The organism is Acinetobacter sp. BSP-28 (assembly GCF_044130285.1).
Lineage (GTDB): Bacteria > Pseudomonadota > Gammaproteobacteria > Pseudomonadales > Moraxellaceae > Acinetobacter.
This window is the reverse complement of sequence record NZ_JBIQOB010000003.1, coordinates 180,013-199,765: the sequence shown is the minus strand read 5'-3', so window position 1 is coordinate 199,765 and position 19,753 is coordinate 180,013. Positions and strand designations below refer to the sequence as shown.

Below are 19,753 nucleotides of genomic sequence, written 5' to 3'. Positions count from 1 at the left end.
CCCTCATCAGCATTTTTCAAATGATGAATAGATTAAAATTCTGCAGGTAAATTAGCAGGTTTCGGGCGGTCTTTCATGTACATTGGCACTGAAATATTCAATGTAAAACGGCCATCATTGCTGACTGCATTCTTTGTTTCCAAATCCTTGCTCCAGCTCAAACCGACGAATAAGCCACGGCCAAAATCCTGTAGCAGCTGAACACCGAGCCCCATTTGACGTGCTTTACCACTGGTTGTACCAAAATATGCAGTTCCATTGTTTTCATCGCTGGTCACCTGTTCACGCACGTAGCCAATTGGACCAACCTGCAAACCTTGATGAATAAAATCAACTTTTTTCAGTAAAGTCGCATCAAAGAACAGCTCATCCCCTGAATCATATTTAGTCTTATCATTTTCAAAATTATAAAAATAATGTGACTCTAAGGAAATATTCCAATCCTGATTCATGAGGCTATAACCTACACGCGGATTGATCGACCAGTATTCACCGCTAGTATTGGTGTCGCCCAGTTTCCATGAACCCGTGGTCGTAATCACACCTAAGCCTGCACTGACAAATTGCCCCGGATTGAGTGTCCAAGCGACATCGGCAAAATGTACATCAATGTTGGCAATATTATTGTTTGAATGCTTGCCAACCTCTCCCAGCATTGGATTGCTAATGTCTTCCTCAGCCATAATGAAAGGAACCGCAAGCCATGCCCGGTAATCACCACCCAATACTTTGAAACCTGGGGTATAGATAAAGATTGAAGTTGATGCAGGCGCATTCAGCTTTAATCCCATGTTATCGCCATTATCGTCTTTCAACTGACCGTTCAATAACTTAGTTGAACTGGTAAAATACAGACCAGGCGGTAAAGGCGCATTCAATGGAATGCCCATTGTGTTGCCAGCTGGCGCCTGTGGTGCAGCCCCCGGCTCTAAAGCCATAACAGTTTGTGAAATACATAAAGATAAAAGACTGAAAGTACAGATGTGCTTAAGCTGTTGTTTTAACATTGCCTACTCCATTAGCGCTGTTTATTTCCAATACCTAAACTATTGAAATGAGCTCAATGAAGTCACCAAAAAAGCATGAAAGCAGTTATCAAATTTATAGATAGCTTAGTGTTACTTTAAAATTTCGAATTGCATGTCTAAGATGAAAGGAATGCTTTTCACTACTTTTACTTTTTAAGAGATTTGAAACGTTTTAAAAATACAGGTTATTTGCATAAATCAAAGTCTAACTAAAGAAATGGCTAGAGATGTTAAATACAGCACCGTCTTTGGAGATTTTTTATAGTCTGAACAGACATGTAGTAAAGCTACACTGTTGATACCAATCAATTTTGCTGGTTTAGATGGATTTTAGAATTAAAAAAGCACCTAAGAGAATCGCTCTTAAGTGCTTGTTTTATATGGTGGGCCCAGACAGACTTGAACTGTCGACCAACGGATTATGAGTCCGTTCACGTTTAATCAAAATATCAACAAGATATTAAAATAAAACACATATTATCATACACTTATTAATTTTAAAAAGTTTACTATTCACTCTTTTTGTTGATTAATATATATTGATTTTTAGTACTATTTGCTTACCAGATGCTTACTAGAATGAAATTCACAAAACCAGCTATAGACAAAATTAATTGTACAGATAAGACTAAACCAACTTTTTTTTGGGATGAAAGAACACCTGGATTCGGCGTCAAAGTTACACCTAAAAATAATAAAAGCTACATTTTCCAGGGTCGTATTGGACTCCAAAATCGCCGTATCAAAATTGGCGATGTCGATACATGGAAATTAGATGACGCTCGTAAGTATGCACAAGAATTGGCTATTATGTGTCACAAAGGGATTGACCCATTGATCGAGCGTAAGAAAGCTTTAGCTGATAATAAAGAACTGCTAAAACAAGAAAAACGCAAGACGATTAAATTTAAAGATGTATGGTTTGAATATTTAAAAGCAAGACAACCTAATTGGCGACCAAGAAGTTATCAGGACCACATCGAATTATCTAGAGGTGGTTACGATCCTGAAAAAAATAGTGTTTATACCAGTCAACCCATTTTTCAACTGTTTGAGTACAAACTTTCTGAATTAACTGCAGATGTATTTTGCGATTGGCTTGATCATAATGACTTCCGTCCAACAACATCAGCTAAAGCATACAGACTTACACGAGCTTTCCTGAATTGGTGTGAGGAACACGAGGATTATGAAAACTTAGTGCCTCCAAAATCATATAACTCAAAAAAAGTTAAAGATAAAGTCCCTTCCCCCAAAGCCAAAAATGATTGTTTGATGAAACAGCATCTAAAACCATGGTTTGAAGAGGTAAATAAGTTAACTAGTAGAAAAATAGCGATTTTTTTGATATGTAGTTTAATCACTGGTTGCAGAAAGAATGAGCTGCTTTCATTAAAATGGACAGATGTCGATTTTCGTTGGAAAACAGCAAAAGTCAGAGATAAAATTGAAGATGAAGGTCGCCTAATCCCTCTGACTGCATATGTTGAAAGCTTATTATTAGAACTAAAGAAAAATTCTGATTCTAAATTCATATTTAGCAGTAAGGACGCTGCATGTGGACATATTGTTAATCCCTACGATAGCTTAGAGAAAATATGTAAAAAACTAAATATTGGACTTACTCCCCATGGATTGAGAAGGTCATATAAAACATTAGCTATATGGGCAAAAATCAATGAAGGATCTTTAGCACAGATATCAGGTCATAAACCAAGTGCATTAGTTGAAAGACACTATATCGTACGACCTATGGATATGCTACGAGAAACACTGCAAGAATATGAGGATTGGATTTTGCAACAAGTGCGAAATGGCATTAATTAAAATACCCCCATTTGAGAGCTTGTAAATAATTTTGTGTAATTGCTTTTCATAAATTAAAGGTGATTGCTTAGGCGGTCACCGAATTCAATAATAAATCGGCTCATAGCTAAACGCCAGTCTCGAATCGGCACATTCCACAATGATATTCCATCTTAAACTTTACAATTAACATCATCAAATAATTTACAATTAATCCTGTGTTTATTTTTTAATTTTATCCCAGTTTTTAAAGCTATAAGTACTGTTGCATAACTGTTTTAACCCTTGCCCATTGCCACTAACTTGTACCCCATGGAAACGAGCACCCTTTTCCGCAGAAGATTTTACAATCTGTTCAATATGAGAAGAAGCTCTCCATTCACCATCACTCACAATCATTACATCAGCTTTTTTCCATTGTTCTTGTTCTAATCGTCTAACAGCATACTCAACGGTTTCAATATCATTCCCACCACCAAAAGAATAGCCCAAAAACTCTAGTAATTTTGGAATACCATCTTGAGTAAACTTTAAATCATGCTCAATTCTTTGTCCTTGCCCACCAAATGCATATAAGTAACATGCTCTCTTTTCTGCATGTGCGGTTTTTGCAGCTTGTAATGTTAATGCTTTAGCAATGATTTCTGGCGTGCCACTCATCGAACCAGACGTATCAATTACAATGAGCATCGGACCACGATCAAAACGTGGTCGAGGTTTTCTAACCTCTTGTTGCTCACTTATATCTACCCATGTTTTTTCAATTTCTACACCTTGAACTTTGTAGCTTAATAAAGCCTGTTCATGGCGTTTTGCATGCCATAACATTTTTAACTTTGAGTGACCTAGAAATAATGCTTCCTGTGGAAGCATGCGGCTTATACTGCCACTACGCTCAATGCCAGACATTTCTTCAGGAATATAATCAACGATTTTTTCTTGAATCTCTTCCACAACACGAGAAATACTCTCAAAAAAGCTTTCAAGTTCTTCTTCATTTTCAATACTTTCCTGCAGCCGCCCCAAAGCATCTATGATTTTTTTAAACTCATCAATGCGTTGTAGTAACTTTTGCAATCTTTTAATATGTTTCCAATGCTGATGTTTAAGGATACCTTTGGTAATATCCACATCACGCCCAAGCATTTGGCTTAAATCGCCGAATACACTGTTTAGCTGTTTCCATGCCTCTAATCGCTCATTCCATGAGTTATGAATAACCAATTCACCTGAATATTTAAAGTCGAAATCTTGTGCCACTTCAGAAGACTCAAATGGTTCATTGCTTTGTTTCGCATTCGCAATTTTATCCTGCAGCCATTTTTGCATTTTTTCTTGATATTCAGATTGAATCACTTGCCATTGCAATATGACATGTTTTAAGAACTCAATCGTCAGCTCATGCTGATCTTTCAAAAAAGGTGCAATTCCTGACTGCACAATTTGCTGCTGTACGACATCGGAAATATGCTTTGGCAGCCACTCAGGTTTTCGAGGGATTTCACCCAAGATAAAATACTTATACCATCGCTGCATGGTATCGCTGCGCTGTTCAAGCGTGCCTACGGTTGAACAAATCACTTCTTCCAAAAGATCAGAAGGACAATCATCCAAAAATGAATACTGATCTTCTAAAAAATCAGCAGCGACTGTATTTTCCATATATTAGCCTTGATAATCCTGATATGTAGATTTTAAGATAAACATACGATTTTCAATATCTTGCACTTGAGTGAGACTGCCTTTTAATGTGTCTAACGCAGGGTCAATGAATTCATGATCGATCCATAGATGGCCTTCTCCCTGACTTTCAAGTTCTTTGAGATTTTTTGTGAGTTGCAGTTTGACTAGACTAATACGCTCAAGATGTTTTTCGACTTCATTAATTTTCTGGTTGAACCATTCAGAATTTTTCCGTTCTAAATAGTCTTTCTTTTGATCTGCCTGATTAAAATATTGCATAGCAATATATGTATCAAACTTCTCAGGATATTGACTATTTTTTGTGATATAGGCATGGACTATTGCATTAAAAACTTCATCATCACTCGGTTTCAGATTTTTATCCATTGCATTAATAAAATCTTGAAGCTGTTGTAATACATGCTCTATATGAGTCTCAGTCTTGTAATATGTTGCTAATCTTTTTGCTAAATTTGCTGTTTTTCCACTAAATTTCATCCAGACAGCTTCCCCTAAAGCAGAATCATTAACTGCTGAATTCAAACCATTACCTACCGAAGCCCAGTATCCCATCTTTGACTCTCCTTATTTAATTATTCATTTGTGCTCTGATTAAATCACCAATAGTTCTTGGGCCAGATGTTTGATCCTTTGTATTTACAATAGATTGACTTGTAAGTTCAAGTACGGCAATTTTTTCTTTGGATAATACTGTCTCACCTTCATCTTTGAGAACTGCATAAAGTACGCCCTCCTGCGGAGCTACAACCTCTAAAACCACCTTATCTGTTTCAATATCACAAATAACTTGATCTCTTTCTACTTTATCCCCGACTTCTACATGCCATGTTGCAATTGTTCCATCCTCAATTGAATCAGGAAAAACAGGTGTAGGAATTTCGATTAACTCACTATTAATTACATTTTGATCTTTTTGACTAGTTGCATTGATAGTGGTGTCTTTCATTGTATTTGCAGCATATTTAGGCAATTTTTCAGCCTCTTTTTCCAATACTCCAACAACTGTAATCAAATTTTGTAGATTTACCACCGACTTACCACAATATTGTTCATACATCCCTGCGACCAATTCAATCTGCTCAGGCTTTTCCCAAATACAATGTTGAACTAACCAACAATCCCATATTGTGACCTGACTTTGACCATTGGTATATGCCGAAACTTGCAGCATACTCACAATTTTACGCCAACGTCGGTCAGAAACCTGTATCTGATTTTCTGCACACCATTTTCTCAACTCCATTAAAAATTGAAGAGCCTCAGCAGATAATTCAATCTTTTTAGCGTATTGTTGAATGTATTTGAGTTCGTCATAAGACAACTGCTCAACAGATAGCTCATCATCTATGGATTGCATCGTCAACAACTGTTTAAAACCTGATTTACTTACAGGTTCAACATACTGCCTAAATAAGAAACGGTCATATAAGGCACTCAAGTTGCCATCTTCAGGCAGTTCATTGCTTGCTCCAATGACTGAAATCAATGGCACCTTTTCTCTGATCACACCATTATCGAATTCACGTTCATTCAATAAAGTTAACAGTGCATTTAAAATGGCACTGTTGGCTTTGAAAATTTCATCCAAAAATGCAATTGATGCTTGGGGCAAATAACCTTTGGTTAGACGAGTATATTTATCTTGTTCCAAAGCCTGAATCGACAAAGGTCCAAAAAGTTCTTCAGGCACTGAAAATTTGGTCAAGAGTCGTTCAAAATAAGGTGTTTCCTGAAAAACCAAGTGAAGACGGCGTGAGACTAAGCTCTTCCCTGTGCCAGGTGGGCCGATTAGCAAAATATGTTCACCTGCTAGAGCTGCAAGCAGTGTCAGCTTAATCGTTTGTTCTCGTTCAATTAAACCATGCATCAATTGAGTTTGAATACGTTGAAGTTTATTAAATAGTTCTGTTGAGATCACAGCATTATTATCCTTAAGAAGCAATACCAAAGAAGGAGATATAGCCTCCTCCTCTTACAATGGGGTTAGGCAACTTTAGTGTTTGTAATATGAGGCAAAATAAGCTGTTGCAATTGTTGGTATTGCTGTAAAGCTTCCTGTTTACTTTCAAAGTCTTGTTTAATTTGATCAAGTTCTGCAGCTAACCCGTCAGTCAATTTTGACTCTAATTGTTGATGCACAGACTGCAAATTTTGTTCAACAATTAGAGAGGATTGATTAAATTGTTCTTTAAGTAACTGGAAAACCTGTTGTAACGCCTGGCTTAAGCTATTTTTTAAGGCTTGTATATCATCTTGTGACCGTACTTTACCTTTAAAATGTTTGCTAATCATTTGATTTGGATTAGCAATATTCAAGTTAAGCGAAGGCAACTTCAACTGACGAATAACACTATCTAGAATGTTTTTAAATTGATTGGCATCAAAGTCATTTTGTGCTTGGTTTAAAGCATCAGTCAAAGAAATACGTAGATCTAATTTTAATTTATCTAAATTAATCAGTTGGTTAAATTGATATTGAATATCAACCTTACATGTTTGAACATACTGAGTGACTTGCTCTACCGCATCTGATGAAGATAAGTATTGATAATTGGTAGTATAGTTTCGATAACATGTTTCCGTGTCGCCCCATGTCCAAGGTTTATACCATTTTGAGGTGCTCACTTCATAAGATTCTTGGTGTGTTTCAGTACCTGTATAGGTGCTTAACCGATTATGCTGTTTTATACCTTTTTCTAAATCTTTACTGATTTGCGCTCTGAGCTTACTGACCTCTTTAAGCTCTTTGGCAATATGTTTCTCAAGTCTGCTTGAAATCACTGTGATATGTTTACTCAGTTGATTCTGTATACGCTGTAATTGTGCAAGATCTTGTTTTTGTAATTGATGAGTCCGCTGTTGAATAACATCATTCAAATGATTGAGTAAATCATTAAGTTTCTCTTGGCAATTAGAAAGTAAGTTTTGTTTCTTGCTTTCTAAAATCTTGACTTTTTCCTCTCGAGCTTGCTGGTACAGTTGACGTAGAGTTTCAAAATTAGCAATACGTTGCCAATCTTGTTGGGTAAATTCGCTTGACCATGTGCTGTCGGCTAAATTAACAAGTTGTTGATGGCTATGTTGCATACTACGATCCCATTGTTCTTTTGGCCAATTGGCATAACCATAAGCAAAAGTACTAGATACAACGGGATGGACTAAATCTGTTAAAAGTTCTGCTAAATGATTACTACCTTTATTTTTTTTATCTTCCGCAAGTTGGCCTAACTCCTTGACTGCTCTTTCTTGTAGTATAGTCTGAATATTTTGTTCACAATCTGCCAAAGATTCATGATCGTAACCATCATCTAGGATGGCACTATCATATTGCCCTGCAACAAGATGGATACGTTCCACACCACCATGAGGTAATTGTTCAGTTAATAACTGAATATCAGATCCATCTAAAAATTGACTTGAACGTGATAAGAAAAATACTACATCACAACGTGCCATTTCTTCTTTGGTTTTTTGGGTACGACTAATGACAGGATCATTCATTCCTGGCGTATCAATCACATCAAAACCTTTAAGTTCATCATTGGGTAGATACAAACGTATCATTTTGACTAAAGCTGTGTATTGACCATCATTACCTGCATATTGGTTTAGAATCTCCATTAAATCATCTAAGTTGTTAGCTTCAATACGCTGTTGCTGCTGTTGTAAAATGGGATAAGGATCGATCCCTGAACTTTCAATCATCGATACCAGTTCTTTTGCAACTTTTACATCATCTGAACTATCTTGGGATTGTGCAGTTTGCTCAATACTATTCCAGTCTTCAACACTATAATATTCAACTTCTAAAGCAGGAATTTCACCATAACTGATACGCGTAAGATTAGCAGTTTTCGGAGTGGCTGCTGTCGGTAAGATAGGTTTGCCATTAAATAACAGAGCGTTTAAAAAGGTGCTTTTCCCTGCTTTAACCTGTCCCATAATAGCGATATTCAGCGTTTGCTGGTCTTGTTCAAAACGTGTGACATCTAGTTTTAAAGCATCTCTTAAAGAGATAATGTCGTTAATTTCATTATTTGTAAAACGTGGTGCCCAAGATACTAATGTATTACAAAGTTGGTCTAAATTATCAGCATATTGTTCAATTTTCATCATTTTCTCATTACAATATATAAAATATTTCTTTTTAGTATATGTGATTACACACAAACTAAAATCTCTTAACAACATGAGTTCGTCATAGTTTGACCAACTTAATTAAATTCCATAAATCATTGTTCAATATAGATTTTCAAAACCCTTGCTAAAAACTGTACAGCTCGTTTTAGATCATTTTGAGGTATATAAAGCACTTCTTCAGAATTGACATATAATTTGCTTTCATTGGTATCAAATCTAATATTCCGAATTAGATTTAAACGAATCACAAACCGTTTTGAAAAGATGTCCTTACAATACAATTCAGAATGAGTGAGATATAAACCTTGTTCGGCATTTTTAAATAATGTTGTTGTATCAATCAGCAGTAAGGGATCATCATTATATTTTCCATAATCCCCATCCCCTTCATAAGCATACGATTTAATTGCACTTTCTATTTTTTTTCGAACTCGATTTAAATCACTTCCAAGGTAAGCTCCTGCTTTAGGTGCCCTGATGTCATCCGGGTATTGATCAAGTAATTCATCTAAGCTACGTTTAGTTGGTTGTGTGAGCTGTTGTTTAATTTGATTGGCTTTACTAATGAGGTCTTGTAATTGTCCTTGCTGCTTTTGGCTCTCTTGTAATTTACATTGTTGCTCTAGACGTTTTGTTTCTTGCTCTAGTTCTGCTTGGTATTTTTGCAAAATCTCTTGGCGTTTGAGCTCGATACTATTTTGTTGTTTAAGGTATTGCTTCCAAGGCTTTTCCAGATCTAACTGTGAGACTTGCCCAAGTTGATAAATACTTTCAAATATCTGTTTCTGTATCAGTTCGAGTTCCACTTTCAAATCAAGAGTATTTAGCTGTTGCTCAAGCTGATTAAATAGTAGAGAAAATTGATCAAATACAGCATATGAAGTAATTTTTTTATTCCAATTTTTTAAGTACTGATCGAGCTTGGCATAATCAAAGTCCTGTGATTGACGTGTAGATAAAGCTAAAACATCAAGATATTCTAATTGATGCTGGGTTAAGGTTTGGGCCGTCAGTAATTTAATTGATTCCAAATCTTCAGGTAGCTTTTTATCTGCACGTGTAATAACGATCAATTTAGGAATTGTCACGTCTAAGGTTTTCAAAAAATCAATATCGCATTGAGAAATTACACCTTGATCAGCGGAAATCACCCAAATGATATGTTGCGCACGATTCAACTGAACTTTAGCAATTTCAGAATCACTAGTATTCTGGTGACTAGTATTACTATTGCTATAACCTGGCGTATCTAAAAAGGCCAATTGATGCCATGACAATCGAGGCTGTTTTACCACTACAAGGTGAGTATTTTGAGCTAATTTTTTCAAATGCTCAGGTACTTGATGTGTCATTTTCTTCAATTGCTCTAAGCTAATTGAATGCTTGATCCCCTCATTTTGAATAGCTTGGATCTCTAATTCCTCAGCATGAATTAAATAGGTTGGTAGAGAAGTGGTTGGATTGATTTGTGCACTTAAGATTTTTTGTCCTAAAAGACAGTTTAAAAGACTAGATTTCCCTGCACTAAATGCACCACCAAGTCCAACGATGGACTTGGTAGATAACTCAGGTACTGCACAAATTCTATAAAAATTTTCTAGTTCATTTTCAAAATCCGTAAATATACTGTATGTATTAAGAGCAGCATTAGATTTTTGTATTTTTTTCAAAAAATTAGAAAACGTTTTGTTCACGTTATTCAACTGGGTAAGCATCGATAAGTCATTCATCCATTTTGCCTTAAGCAGCTAATTTCTGTTTTAGTGTTTGAAGCCAATTTAAATCTTTTCGATACTGTTCAATTTGAACTAACCGCTGTTGTTGGTTTTGTTGTAAATCCTGCATGAGCTTGACTAAAGCATGGTCTAGATGTTCGACTTTATCTTTAATTTGCTGCTCAACCTGTTCACTGACATGCTGAAATTGCTGGTCTAAAACAGTTTTTATACTTAAACGAACCTGCTCAAGAATCTGTGGAATAACTTGAGATTGAACAGCATCTACCGCCTGTTGACGTTGCTGTTCACGCTGTTGTTCTTTTTCTGCCTTATTCATAAAGGCCTTTAATAAAGCCCCAAGAATCGGTACCACTAAAGCTCCCCATGGTACAACTTTAAAGATGATAGGTAATAAACTCATCAAACTCGTTAAGCCTACAGTTAAAAACTCATTACTTTCCAACTCCTGTTCAAAATGAAAAGTATCGTTAATACTTAATTTAGGTAACTCATTCTCAACACGATGAATATATTTTTCAATAACAGGCTGATAATACTGTTCTAATGCTTCTGTAACTGCCATACGCACACTATAATTAACTTCATGTTCAAGACTTTGTTGTGCAATTAATAGACGTGCATATTGATCAGATTCTCCATTTAAACGGTTTTTAACATGTTGTAATACTTGATCAAGTACACGTGGTAATTGTTGCTGAATAACTTGCTTTTCTTGTGAAAGCTTAGCTGTAATCTGTTGATGTTCTTGTTTAAGCTGTTGGATTTTTTGTTGTAGTTTTTCTTCATCCAAATTGTCCTGATTTAACAAAATGGTTAAATGTGTATATAAATTATCTATATGATGATTAAACTTAACCATAATAGTATCTTTAAAGCGCTGTTCACTTAGTTTTTCCAGATGATAAAGTACCTGTTTTAATTCAACATTTTCTTGGTTTCTTGAGGCGCTGACAACTTCAAAATAATTATCACTTTTAAGTAATTTTTTTACTTCTTCATTGACCTGTTTTTTAATCGCGTCAATATCTTCAGGTAAGCGCTTATCACTTTTATTAATGACAATCACTACAGGTGCTTTGTGAAGGGCTAATTCTTGTAAAAACTTTTTAATACTGCTTTTTAAAGTACCTTCATCACTACTCACTACAATGATATAACCTAGACTACGCCCAATATAATTATGAATGGCCTGCATATGCGCTTCTGATTTGGACTCTAACCCAGGCAAATCTGCTAAGCATAAATGTGGAATTCGGTTTAAAAAGGGATGATTTAAGACAACTCTAATATGGCCATCTGGATATAAACCTTCAAACTCTTGAGCTTTCAGTTCTGCTTTATTTAAATCACGTATCCATATGTCATCAATATAACCAGCAATACGTATATCTTCTTGATCATGAAAACTAATTTCAGTAGCTAAGTTGCTTTCTGGTTTAATGGCAGTTGATAAAAGTTTAGTCTCAATTAACGTATTAATTAAAGTCGATTTACCTGCACTAAATGCCCCAATCAAAGGTACACGTAATTTAAAATCTTCAATTTGTGGTAGAAGTTCATTTAACTGTTTGGTATCGAGTTGGTAATTTTGATATAAATTTTCAAGAGATGAAAAATTTGAGTGAATTTCGTGTTGAATTTTAAACATGAACGTATTTATTCCTTATTTCATTTGTAGTGCATTCGCCAATTCAGGCATTTCATATGATTCAAGTATGGTGACTAATGTTTTTAAGCTCTTTTTGATTTCTCTATCTTCATTATTAAAGATATCTTGATAAACTCGGGTAATTTTACTACTCACGCCTACAGCAAATTCCTGCATCATAGAAGGTTGTACTAAGCCAACGCCTCTTCTTCTGTCTTTAGTCAAAATATCCAGCAGACTTGATTCATCATCTGAGTAAACAGTGTTAGACGTGATCAATCTCGCTTTCTGAAATAATGGTAATAGTTCTTGCTGTGTATGCTCAGGTAAAATATCACTTAATTGTTCATCTACAAGTCTTAAAATTAATGCCTGTGACAAGCTTAGACCTTTCACAGATTGTTCCACTTTTTTCCACCGCCAGTTATAAGGCATACAATCTCGACGACACTCAAGAGGGAAAAGGGTTTCCAATAAATTTAAATCCCTCTGAATTGTTCGTTGGGTTGTCGTAATCCCCTTAGCATGTAAATGCTTTTCGATTTCTGTTGTACTAACATATTTACTATTTAATAAAAACTGAATAATCATCCATTGACGGGTAATAACCTTCGATGACTCGTGGCTCATTCTAATCTCAGATCTTAAATTTATATCTTAAGTATATATTTTTTATTTATATTTTTGAGTAAAATTTTAATCAAGTGCGACACAGTTTGACTAGGATATATTGAGAATTACGCGAATTGATTACGCTCGTACAAAGATAAATACTATCAGCACAACTTAAGTCAGTTTTGTCTCAATGCATCGTAATACGTGTGAAGTCCTTTAACATGAGCAGGATACTGCACGACACCATCATGATGATGAAAGTTCCTGATCCAACGACTGACGAGGTTGGCATTAAGACCATGCTTCAGTGCGACCGAGGCGATCGAAGCATTAGGATTAGTAACGGGAGGTGTTGCAGAATATATATCCATGCTCATGGACTAAGTCCCCACTTGTTTTTAAGTGGGAACTAAATTAAGGCTTATAGGATAGCTTGGTAAGATGAGTTAGCCGGATTCTTACCTATAACTGTCTTTAAATCCATAAATAGGTGTCCACTTAATTTAGTGGACACTATCGCGATATTAATGGGTTAGAAAAAGTGGGGCTCAGCGGATGCTTACGATCAGGGGATCTAAAATTTTGAATAACAGTTTTAAGATTCTAGCAAATACATAAATCAAATAACTTTTGCATCATTCAACTGAATCTACTTCTTAAACATTGGACCAAAACTTATCCCATTTTCCTCTTTTGGTCGTTGCCAAGCATCAAACAAATTCACCAAGCTGTTTACCATACTCTTATTGGTACTCATTGAACCTATTGGAAAACTGGTCAGGTGTTCAGCTTCTGAATCTAAGACATGCAAAATTACCACTGCAAATTCGTTTTCTACAACAAGCATTTCAAAGTTTCCAGCTAGCAAACCCTCTTTAATTCCATAGAAATATTTCTGATGGTCTTTTGCAATGATTTTGCGGTAATTAATAATGGATGCTTTATCTTGCTCATTATTCATAGGCAAAAAGCACTTTAGCTTTAATTCAACATTTTGTTTGTTCTTGAGCTGTCCCAAAGCACCAACAAAAGTGTTAAATCTAAGTGATTTTCCCCAAAAGGCATCATCCGGTGCCAACCAATAAATATTCTGAACTAGACGACCGGTTGCAATAATCTCTTTAATTTTATTGAGAATAAGTTTTGCGTTACCTTGGCTATAACATGGTCCTATAAACTGATGATTACTTTCATCTCCTGAGCTTTCAATAATATTTAAACTATTGAATAGTGCTACCGATGCCAAGAAACGCCCATCTTTAAAATATTGTTGTAAGTTAAATTCTTCAAATCCATCTAGATTATCTACGATGTCTTTAATATTGTTCCCTTTCTTACTTTGACCTAAAACCTGATAAGTTTTTTCTCTAAGTTCTTCACTCATAATAGAGTCAAAAACTTTAATTGCTTGTGGTTCTGCATTGGCATCAATATTAAGGTCAAGGGATTTACGTACCGTGCAGTCTTTGACTTTCTTAACCGTACCCATCTTATAGATGCTTGGTCTACCATCCATTTTTTTTAGTGTTATGACCTCATCTTCTACAAGTTGGTAAAATTGCTTCTGGAATTTATCACGCACAATGTTTTCACTGTTTGCAGCATTCGAGTTTGAAGCGATTAATTTCAAACCATACATATTATTGTCAGGCTTTTCCGGAATGAAATTGAAATTAGTTAACTCATACATCAAATTTTGAGTATGCTCCAGAATTGATGCCACTTTAGGTATTGAGTCTACAGTTGTGAAATATTTCATTGATTTATTTGTTAGATGGAATAAATCGTCCTTTTTTAGTTCAATTTCATTATTTGTAATAAGTTGATCCAATACTATTCTGGATTCTCTTTGATTCAACCCTAAAAAATTGGCAACACTATCTGCTGACATTGGGCTAATACGAAGTAATCTCATAATCATTGAGTCAATGAAATTTGGCATTTGACTTGATGTATAATTAAACTTAACTTCAAAGCGTTGCGCAGGGATTAGGATATCCACATCATGATATGGAATGCTGTAATTAGTCATGAGTGATTCCTCTACGTGAATTATTTCCAGTCTTAGCGTGTCGTCTTGTTTCTAATTTAGGATCAGCTATATATTGATAGTGATCTTTATCTCCTAATCGCTCATTGATATAGCTAAAAACTTCACCCAATGGAGTTTCTTGATGCTTTGGCATATTCCACAATCTTGATGCACCAAATATAACTAATCTATCCATAGCTCTTGATAAGGCAACGTTGATTCGATTTGGCATTTTCATGAAACCGATTTTGTTATCTTCACTGTTACGAGTAATGGACAGAATGATTATTCTATTCTCTTTACCCTGATAGCTATCTACCGTATCAATTTTCACTAGGTTCCTAAAATCCTCATTCCAAGACTTAGAGTTGAACTGCTTCCTCAAATGACGTTTTTGTTCCCCATACATACAGATAATGCCGATCGGTGGCTCATTCGGCTTAGATCTGTCTTTTAGCTCTTTCAATAATTGTTCATCTGCATGTATACGCTCTAACAAATCAATAATTTTACGAGCTTCGTGTTTATTGAAGAATGTAGTACCCACTCCATCACTGAATTTCTCTGAGGTATCTACCCATGTGACAGTTGAGCGTAATTCTTTAACGGTAGATTGCTGATAGATATGTGGCACCATGCGTACCATATCTTTTTGGTGAGAATGACCTAAAGGTTCGATAACACCAGTATTTAGTTCATCATCATAGAAACAAGCAGATACCATTTCCCCAATTGCCGGTGCCATACGGTATTGAACCAAAAGCTTTCCTTGAACTGTCTTACCATAAGGTGAGTTAAACAATCTCTCAAAATCACTTTTTAGATTAGCCTCAATACGATTTTTAGAGACCCCTAATTTACGACCAAGTGCTTTTGCATGTTCCGGTGAATAGAGTGGCGGTAATTGTTTATGATCACCAACTAACAGGATTCTTTTAGCCGATTGCATTGCAATAGCTAATTCAGACGAAATTGATCTCGCTGATTCATCAATAATGACCCAATCAAATGATTGGTTAGCGATGTCTATCGAATGATGTCCTATTCCCACACATGTACCACAAACAAATTGACGGGTTTTTGAAAGATATGTTTCATAATTTGCATTTGGACTATCTATTAACTCATCGTAATCAAACGCAATTTTTACAAGTGCTTTAGCGTTACTGGCAGCTTTACCATGCACTTCAAAAGCATCATCTAACATCTGCCAAATTTGATTTTCACGATCTAAAATTTGACGGCTATTTAAACCTACCAATGATGAATACAGCTCAGGTGAATAGCCCTTGAGTCTTTCAATAAGCTTGTCGGCTAGTTTATTCCACTCAGTTTTTGAGATTAGATTTTCTTCTGGCAATTCGCTTGAAACCAACATTCTTGATAAATGCCCAAATAATTGCACTTTTAAGAACAAGGCACATGCTAAGTATTCTCGATCAACACCAATGGACTGACTTAAAGATAAAATCCGTTGCTCCATTTCACTTAAAAACAGATTTTTATGTGTTGAAATGATCGAGTCTGAGTAAACATCTTTTAAGTTATTCGATACTGCACTTTCTCTATTACTGAAACGAACAATCTCCAACGGCGTATTCAAGCGGTTAGAATGTTTTCTAATTCGCTCGGCAGCTGTATTCACAGCTTCGTGTGATTGACTAACCATCAATACATTATTGACGTTCTGCTTCTCGAATAGGTAATGAACGAATGCAGCAATAAACTCCGTTTTACCTGTACCTGGGGGACCTTGGAGAATAGAAACTGGACCATAGTTGATAAGTTTACGAAAAGCTTTTCGTTGTAAATCATTCAGACTAACAACCACCTTGCCCGTTTGATCTGTTTGATCATATCTCTCAAAATCTTGGTCTGTTACCTCAATGTCATAACAAATAGGATTGATATTTGAGTCAGGTTCAAAATAATCAACTAAATTCGGTATATCCGATTGCCGTCTGAGAATCTGTTCTAGAGCATTTTTTCTTTTTAAGAATGATGACTTATCCGCTTTCGTGCGTAGGTATAAGACCTCACCTACTTTAATTTTATCCGCATGTTTAACACCCTTTACTCGCAACTCACCTGCTAAAGAGTGTTGAATATCAATGTCCCCTACACGGAATTCCCTGTCGTCACCATTAAAATCAATAGTTTTATGGATCAGGCTGATGATTGAGTCTTTAGGGAATTTGTCTAATACATCATTGTCATCTTCATAGCGTGCGATATAAATTTTATTATCAACAAACTGTAGTGGTTGCGATAAAATGATATAAGGTAACGCCTCTGTCTCCGTTTCTAAAATTGCTTTCCATAGCTTTCTAGTATCAATATTCAATGCAGCTAAATTTTTAACCTCATCAGTGAGGTCATTTGAATATTGATCTAAAATTAACCGTACATCAGGATTAATATTTTGTTCTAAACCCGATAAAATTTGAGAATCAACACTTTCTTCTTGATCATTTAATTGACTTGCAAGAACATCATCAATAGCAGTTACAAATTCTTCAAGTCCAAAAAGAAAATTAGAAAGATCTGAATAATCTGAACGGCCAACTGCATGTTGTACATCTAGAGCTACATTAATCTCTAGTACAGCTTGATCTACAATGTAGTGTGGCACCACATCCGACTCACGGACACCAGTGATAAATTTAATACTTTTACTTTCAGGATCTAAAATAAATTGTATAGAGCCACCAATACCTTGCATTTTAACAACAATGTCTTTGGCATTACGACCCTTTTCTAATGACACATATACACGTTTATTGTCGCCGTAAATTGTAAGTTCATTAAACTTATCTGGCACAGGCACTCGAATAGTTGGCGTATCACTATTACCTTGAGCAGTTTCAATACTATCCAATAACCGGTTAAGATCCCCTAGAGGATATTCATTTTCTTCAAGCTCTAATTTAACAGCGTCACTAATCCATCTAAAGTCAGTGCTATCTTTACCAATCTCGAAATCTAGGATGTCACATACTAATTTCATGATTGCGAAGTTTTGGCACTGTTCACTCGTTGGGTTATCAATGTGATCAGGATAGTATTCACATTCAGGATCTACTGTATGGTTTATATCTATGATGTCGTTAAATACAAAACTGTTTTCTTCTAAATTGAATAGAACATTGAAACTAGAAATTCTACCAATAGGTAAACCAAGTTTCTGCAAATGAAGAATTGCTTCAATTAAGTTGGCAGCCAACAATAGTCGGGTCTCATTTGTCGTATTAATTTCATTGGCTCTAAAACCATCTTGATATTCATTGACGATAAACAAGGATCTCGACTTAGTAGAAATGCCAACTCTTACAAGCTTTGGTAAATAAGGTAAATTCTGCTCGACTGTCTCATTAATACGTTCAAAGAAATGCTGATATTTGAGAATGGCACTCGATGTAAAATCCTCTATATGTACATCCGACCATTCTTTAACGAGCAAATCACCTGAGCGATATAAAATAACGTCAGGTTCCTCATCTTCATACAGCTCATAATCCTCTGGATAAGCTTTATGTATTCTATCCGTCGTAATGTATTGTTCTAATAATGTCGGATCAGCGCTAAACTCAACTGATTGTACTGGTCTATTGGTATTGAACAGGCGTAGCAATTGGGTTGCATCTTCAACTTCTAGATTGATAGCCTTTTTAACTAGATCACCTATCCAGTGTGAACTTTCAACACTAATATTGCTCAGTGACTTAGACGTTAACCGAATATTCGACCATAAATGCCATGCTAAAACAGCAAGCATATAAGTATCTTTCTTAAACATTGAAACATTCTCAAACTTTGAGCAAGACGTATCATTTAAAAAAGACAGTTCGGGTTGTAATTCACGAATATTATTATCAATACTTTTAGTATCAGCTGTTAAAAAGTGAGAAATTCCTACCTCTTTTTGAGGTGAGATCCAAATACAATGTGCATTAATATCTCCATGTGAAACGCCAATTTTGTGCATTTCAGAAAATTTGCTTAATAAAATTTGTATTAAATCTAGTTTATCTTCTTCACTTAGATTGTGGCTAATTGTAGTTATGAAGTCATTGAATCGAAGATGACTTTGGCGATATTCAACCAACTCATTGTATTGTTGAGTGATTTGATCTTCCTCTGGCATGATCAAAGGAACAAGTGCCGTGTTATATAAATGGTTACTTTGCTTAAACTCAGCACTGATAACACGCTCATGATTCAGTAAATGAGCTCTAAGTTTAGGAGATTGAATACTCAAATTATGAAAATTTGCGAATTGCCATTGTCTTATAATCGCTTTGTCAGAACGAGATATTGTAGAGGTCGCCTCATACTCCACATAAAGCTTCTTAGGGTGAGAGATAAGCTCATCGTCCTGTTTATATTTATGCACAACAACCTTTTTAGGCGGGTTGTTTTTGCTTGTGAAAATCTTATCGATTAATTCAAAATCTTTGTATAGATGTTGAGCTTGTGGGTGTGGTTTGAACTCTTTATTAAAATTATTTTTGGTGGCAAATTTTAGAAACTTTTCTAGGCTTATTACGTGATTTAGATCTTCATCAGGCAAGCCAGAGAAATTAACTTTTCCGCACATAACAACATAAAAATGAACTCTAGGTACAAAACCTGAATTACCCTGAAATTTGTTTTTTAATACCTTTAATTTATTCATAAGAATGAATTGTTTTTGGCGTGTCAAAGAAACTGGTGACACACCCATATCACGATCATCCATATACCAATTGCCATCAGCTGTCTTGATCGACTTTCCATTCCAGTCTTTCAGTTCAACAATAATCAGGACACTATTGGTCACTAAAATTAGATCGAATTCCCCCTCTTTTTTTGAGATTTGATCCACCAAGGTATAGCCTGCATAACCATACCAAGGACTCACTTTTCTCATTTCATCTTCTACGCTAAAAGCTTCTCTAATCTTAGTTAATGCTTTAGTTTCGTGTTGATGAATACCATTTGCTTGAGTTTTAATAATTAAAGACATAAATATCCCACAAAAAACACATAAAAAATCAATCAA

The 19,753-nt window shown here is 35.4% G+C and carries 10 protein-coding genes and 3 pseudogenes; 1 reads left to right on the top strand and 12 read right to left on the bottom strand.

Going from position 1 to position 19,753, the window contains the following annotated elements:
- Positions 1-32: 32 nt before the first annotated feature.
- Positions 33-1,007, bottom strand: a complete 975-nt coding sequence (locus ACE01R_RS03450; protein WP_395546170.1) for a transporter — start codon at positions 1,005-1,007, stop codon at positions 33-35.
- A gap of 600 nt (positions 1,008-1,607) precedes the next feature.
- On the opposite strand from ACE01R_RS03450, the gene ACE01R_RS03445 reads away from it, so the two are divergent.
- Positions 1,608-2,855: an integrase family protein gene (locus tag ACE01R_RS03445; RefSeq protein WP_180044259.1), complete on the top strand. Its 1,248-nt coding sequence runs from the start codon at positions 1,608-1,610 to the stop codon at positions 2,853-2,855.
- Positions 2,856-3,056: 201 nt separating this feature from the next.
- On the opposite strand, the gene ACE01R_RS03440 is transcribed toward ACE01R_RS03445, so the two are convergent.
- The 11 genes and pseudogenes from ACE01R_RS03440 to ACE01R_RS03390 form a co-directional block, all read right to left on the bottom strand.
- A complete protein-coding gene (locus tag ACE01R_RS03440) occupies positions 3,057-4,496 on the bottom strand; it encodes a VWA domain-containing protein (protein ID WP_395546169.1) in 1,440 nt (479 codons plus the stop codon).
- Between the two features lie 3 nt (positions 4,497-4,499).
- The gene (locus ACE01R_RS03435; RefSeq protein WP_395546168.1) at positions 4,500-5,090 is read right to left on the bottom strand and encodes a hypothetical protein; all 591 of its coding nucleotides are present in this window, start codon (positions 5,088-5,090) and stop codon (positions 4,500-4,502) included.
- Between the two features lie 106 nt (positions 5,091-5,196).
- A pseudogene (locus ACE01R_RS03430) lies at positions 5,197-5,421 on the bottom strand (biotin/lipoyl-containing protein); the annotation flags it as partial.
- Positions 5,422-5,610: 189 nt separating this feature from the next.
- Positions 5,611-6,456, bottom strand: a pseudogene (locus ACE01R_RS03425) (AAA family ATPase); the annotation flags it as partial.
- A 65-nt stretch (positions 6,457-6,521) separates the two neighbouring features.
- Positions 6,522-8,651 (bottom strand): dynamin family protein, encoded by a 2,130-nt coding sequence (locus ACE01R_RS03420; RefSeq protein ID WP_180044251.1) that lies wholly within the window; start codon positions 8,649-8,651, stop codon positions 6,522-6,524.
- Positions 8,652-8,770: 119 nt separating this feature from the next.
- Positions 8,771-10,408 carry a dynamin family protein gene (locus ACE01R_RS03415; RefSeq protein WP_395546167.1) on the bottom strand — a complete coding sequence of 546 codons (1,638 nt, stop codon included), beginning with the start codon at positions 10,406-10,408 and terminating at the stop codon, positions 8,771-8,773.
- 10 nt (positions 10,409-10,418) lie between these two features.
- On the bottom strand, positions 10,419-12,065 hold the full coding sequence (locus ACE01R_RS03410) for a dynamin family protein (RefSeq protein WP_180044247.1): 1,647 nt from the start codon (positions 12,063-12,065) through the stop codon (positions 10,419-10,421).
- A 15-nt stretch (positions 12,066-12,080) separates the two neighbouring features.
- A complete protein-coding gene (locus ACE01R_RS03405) occupies positions 12,081-12,695 on the bottom strand; it encodes a hypothetical protein (protein ID WP_180044245.1) in 615 nt (204 codons plus the stop codon).
- Positions 12,696-12,898: 203 nt separating this feature from the next.
- Positions 12,899-13,057, bottom strand: a pseudogene (locus ACE01R_RS03400) (transposase); the annotation flags it as partial.
- 272 nt (positions 13,058-13,329) lie between these two features.
- Positions 13,330-14,712, bottom strand: a complete 1,383-nt coding sequence (locus ACE01R_RS03395) for a hypothetical protein (RefSeq protein ID WP_395546166.1) — start codon at positions 14,710-14,712, stop codon at positions 13,330-13,332.
- Positions 14,705-19,717, bottom strand: a complete 5,013-nt coding sequence (locus ACE01R_RS03390) for an AAA domain-containing protein (protein WP_395546165.1) — start codon at positions 19,715-19,717, stop codon at positions 14,705-14,707. The genes ACE01R_RS03395 and ACE01R_RS03390 overlap by 8 nt, the downstream gene beginning before the upstream one ends.
- Between the last annotated feature and the right edge of the window lie 36 nt (positions 19,718-19,753).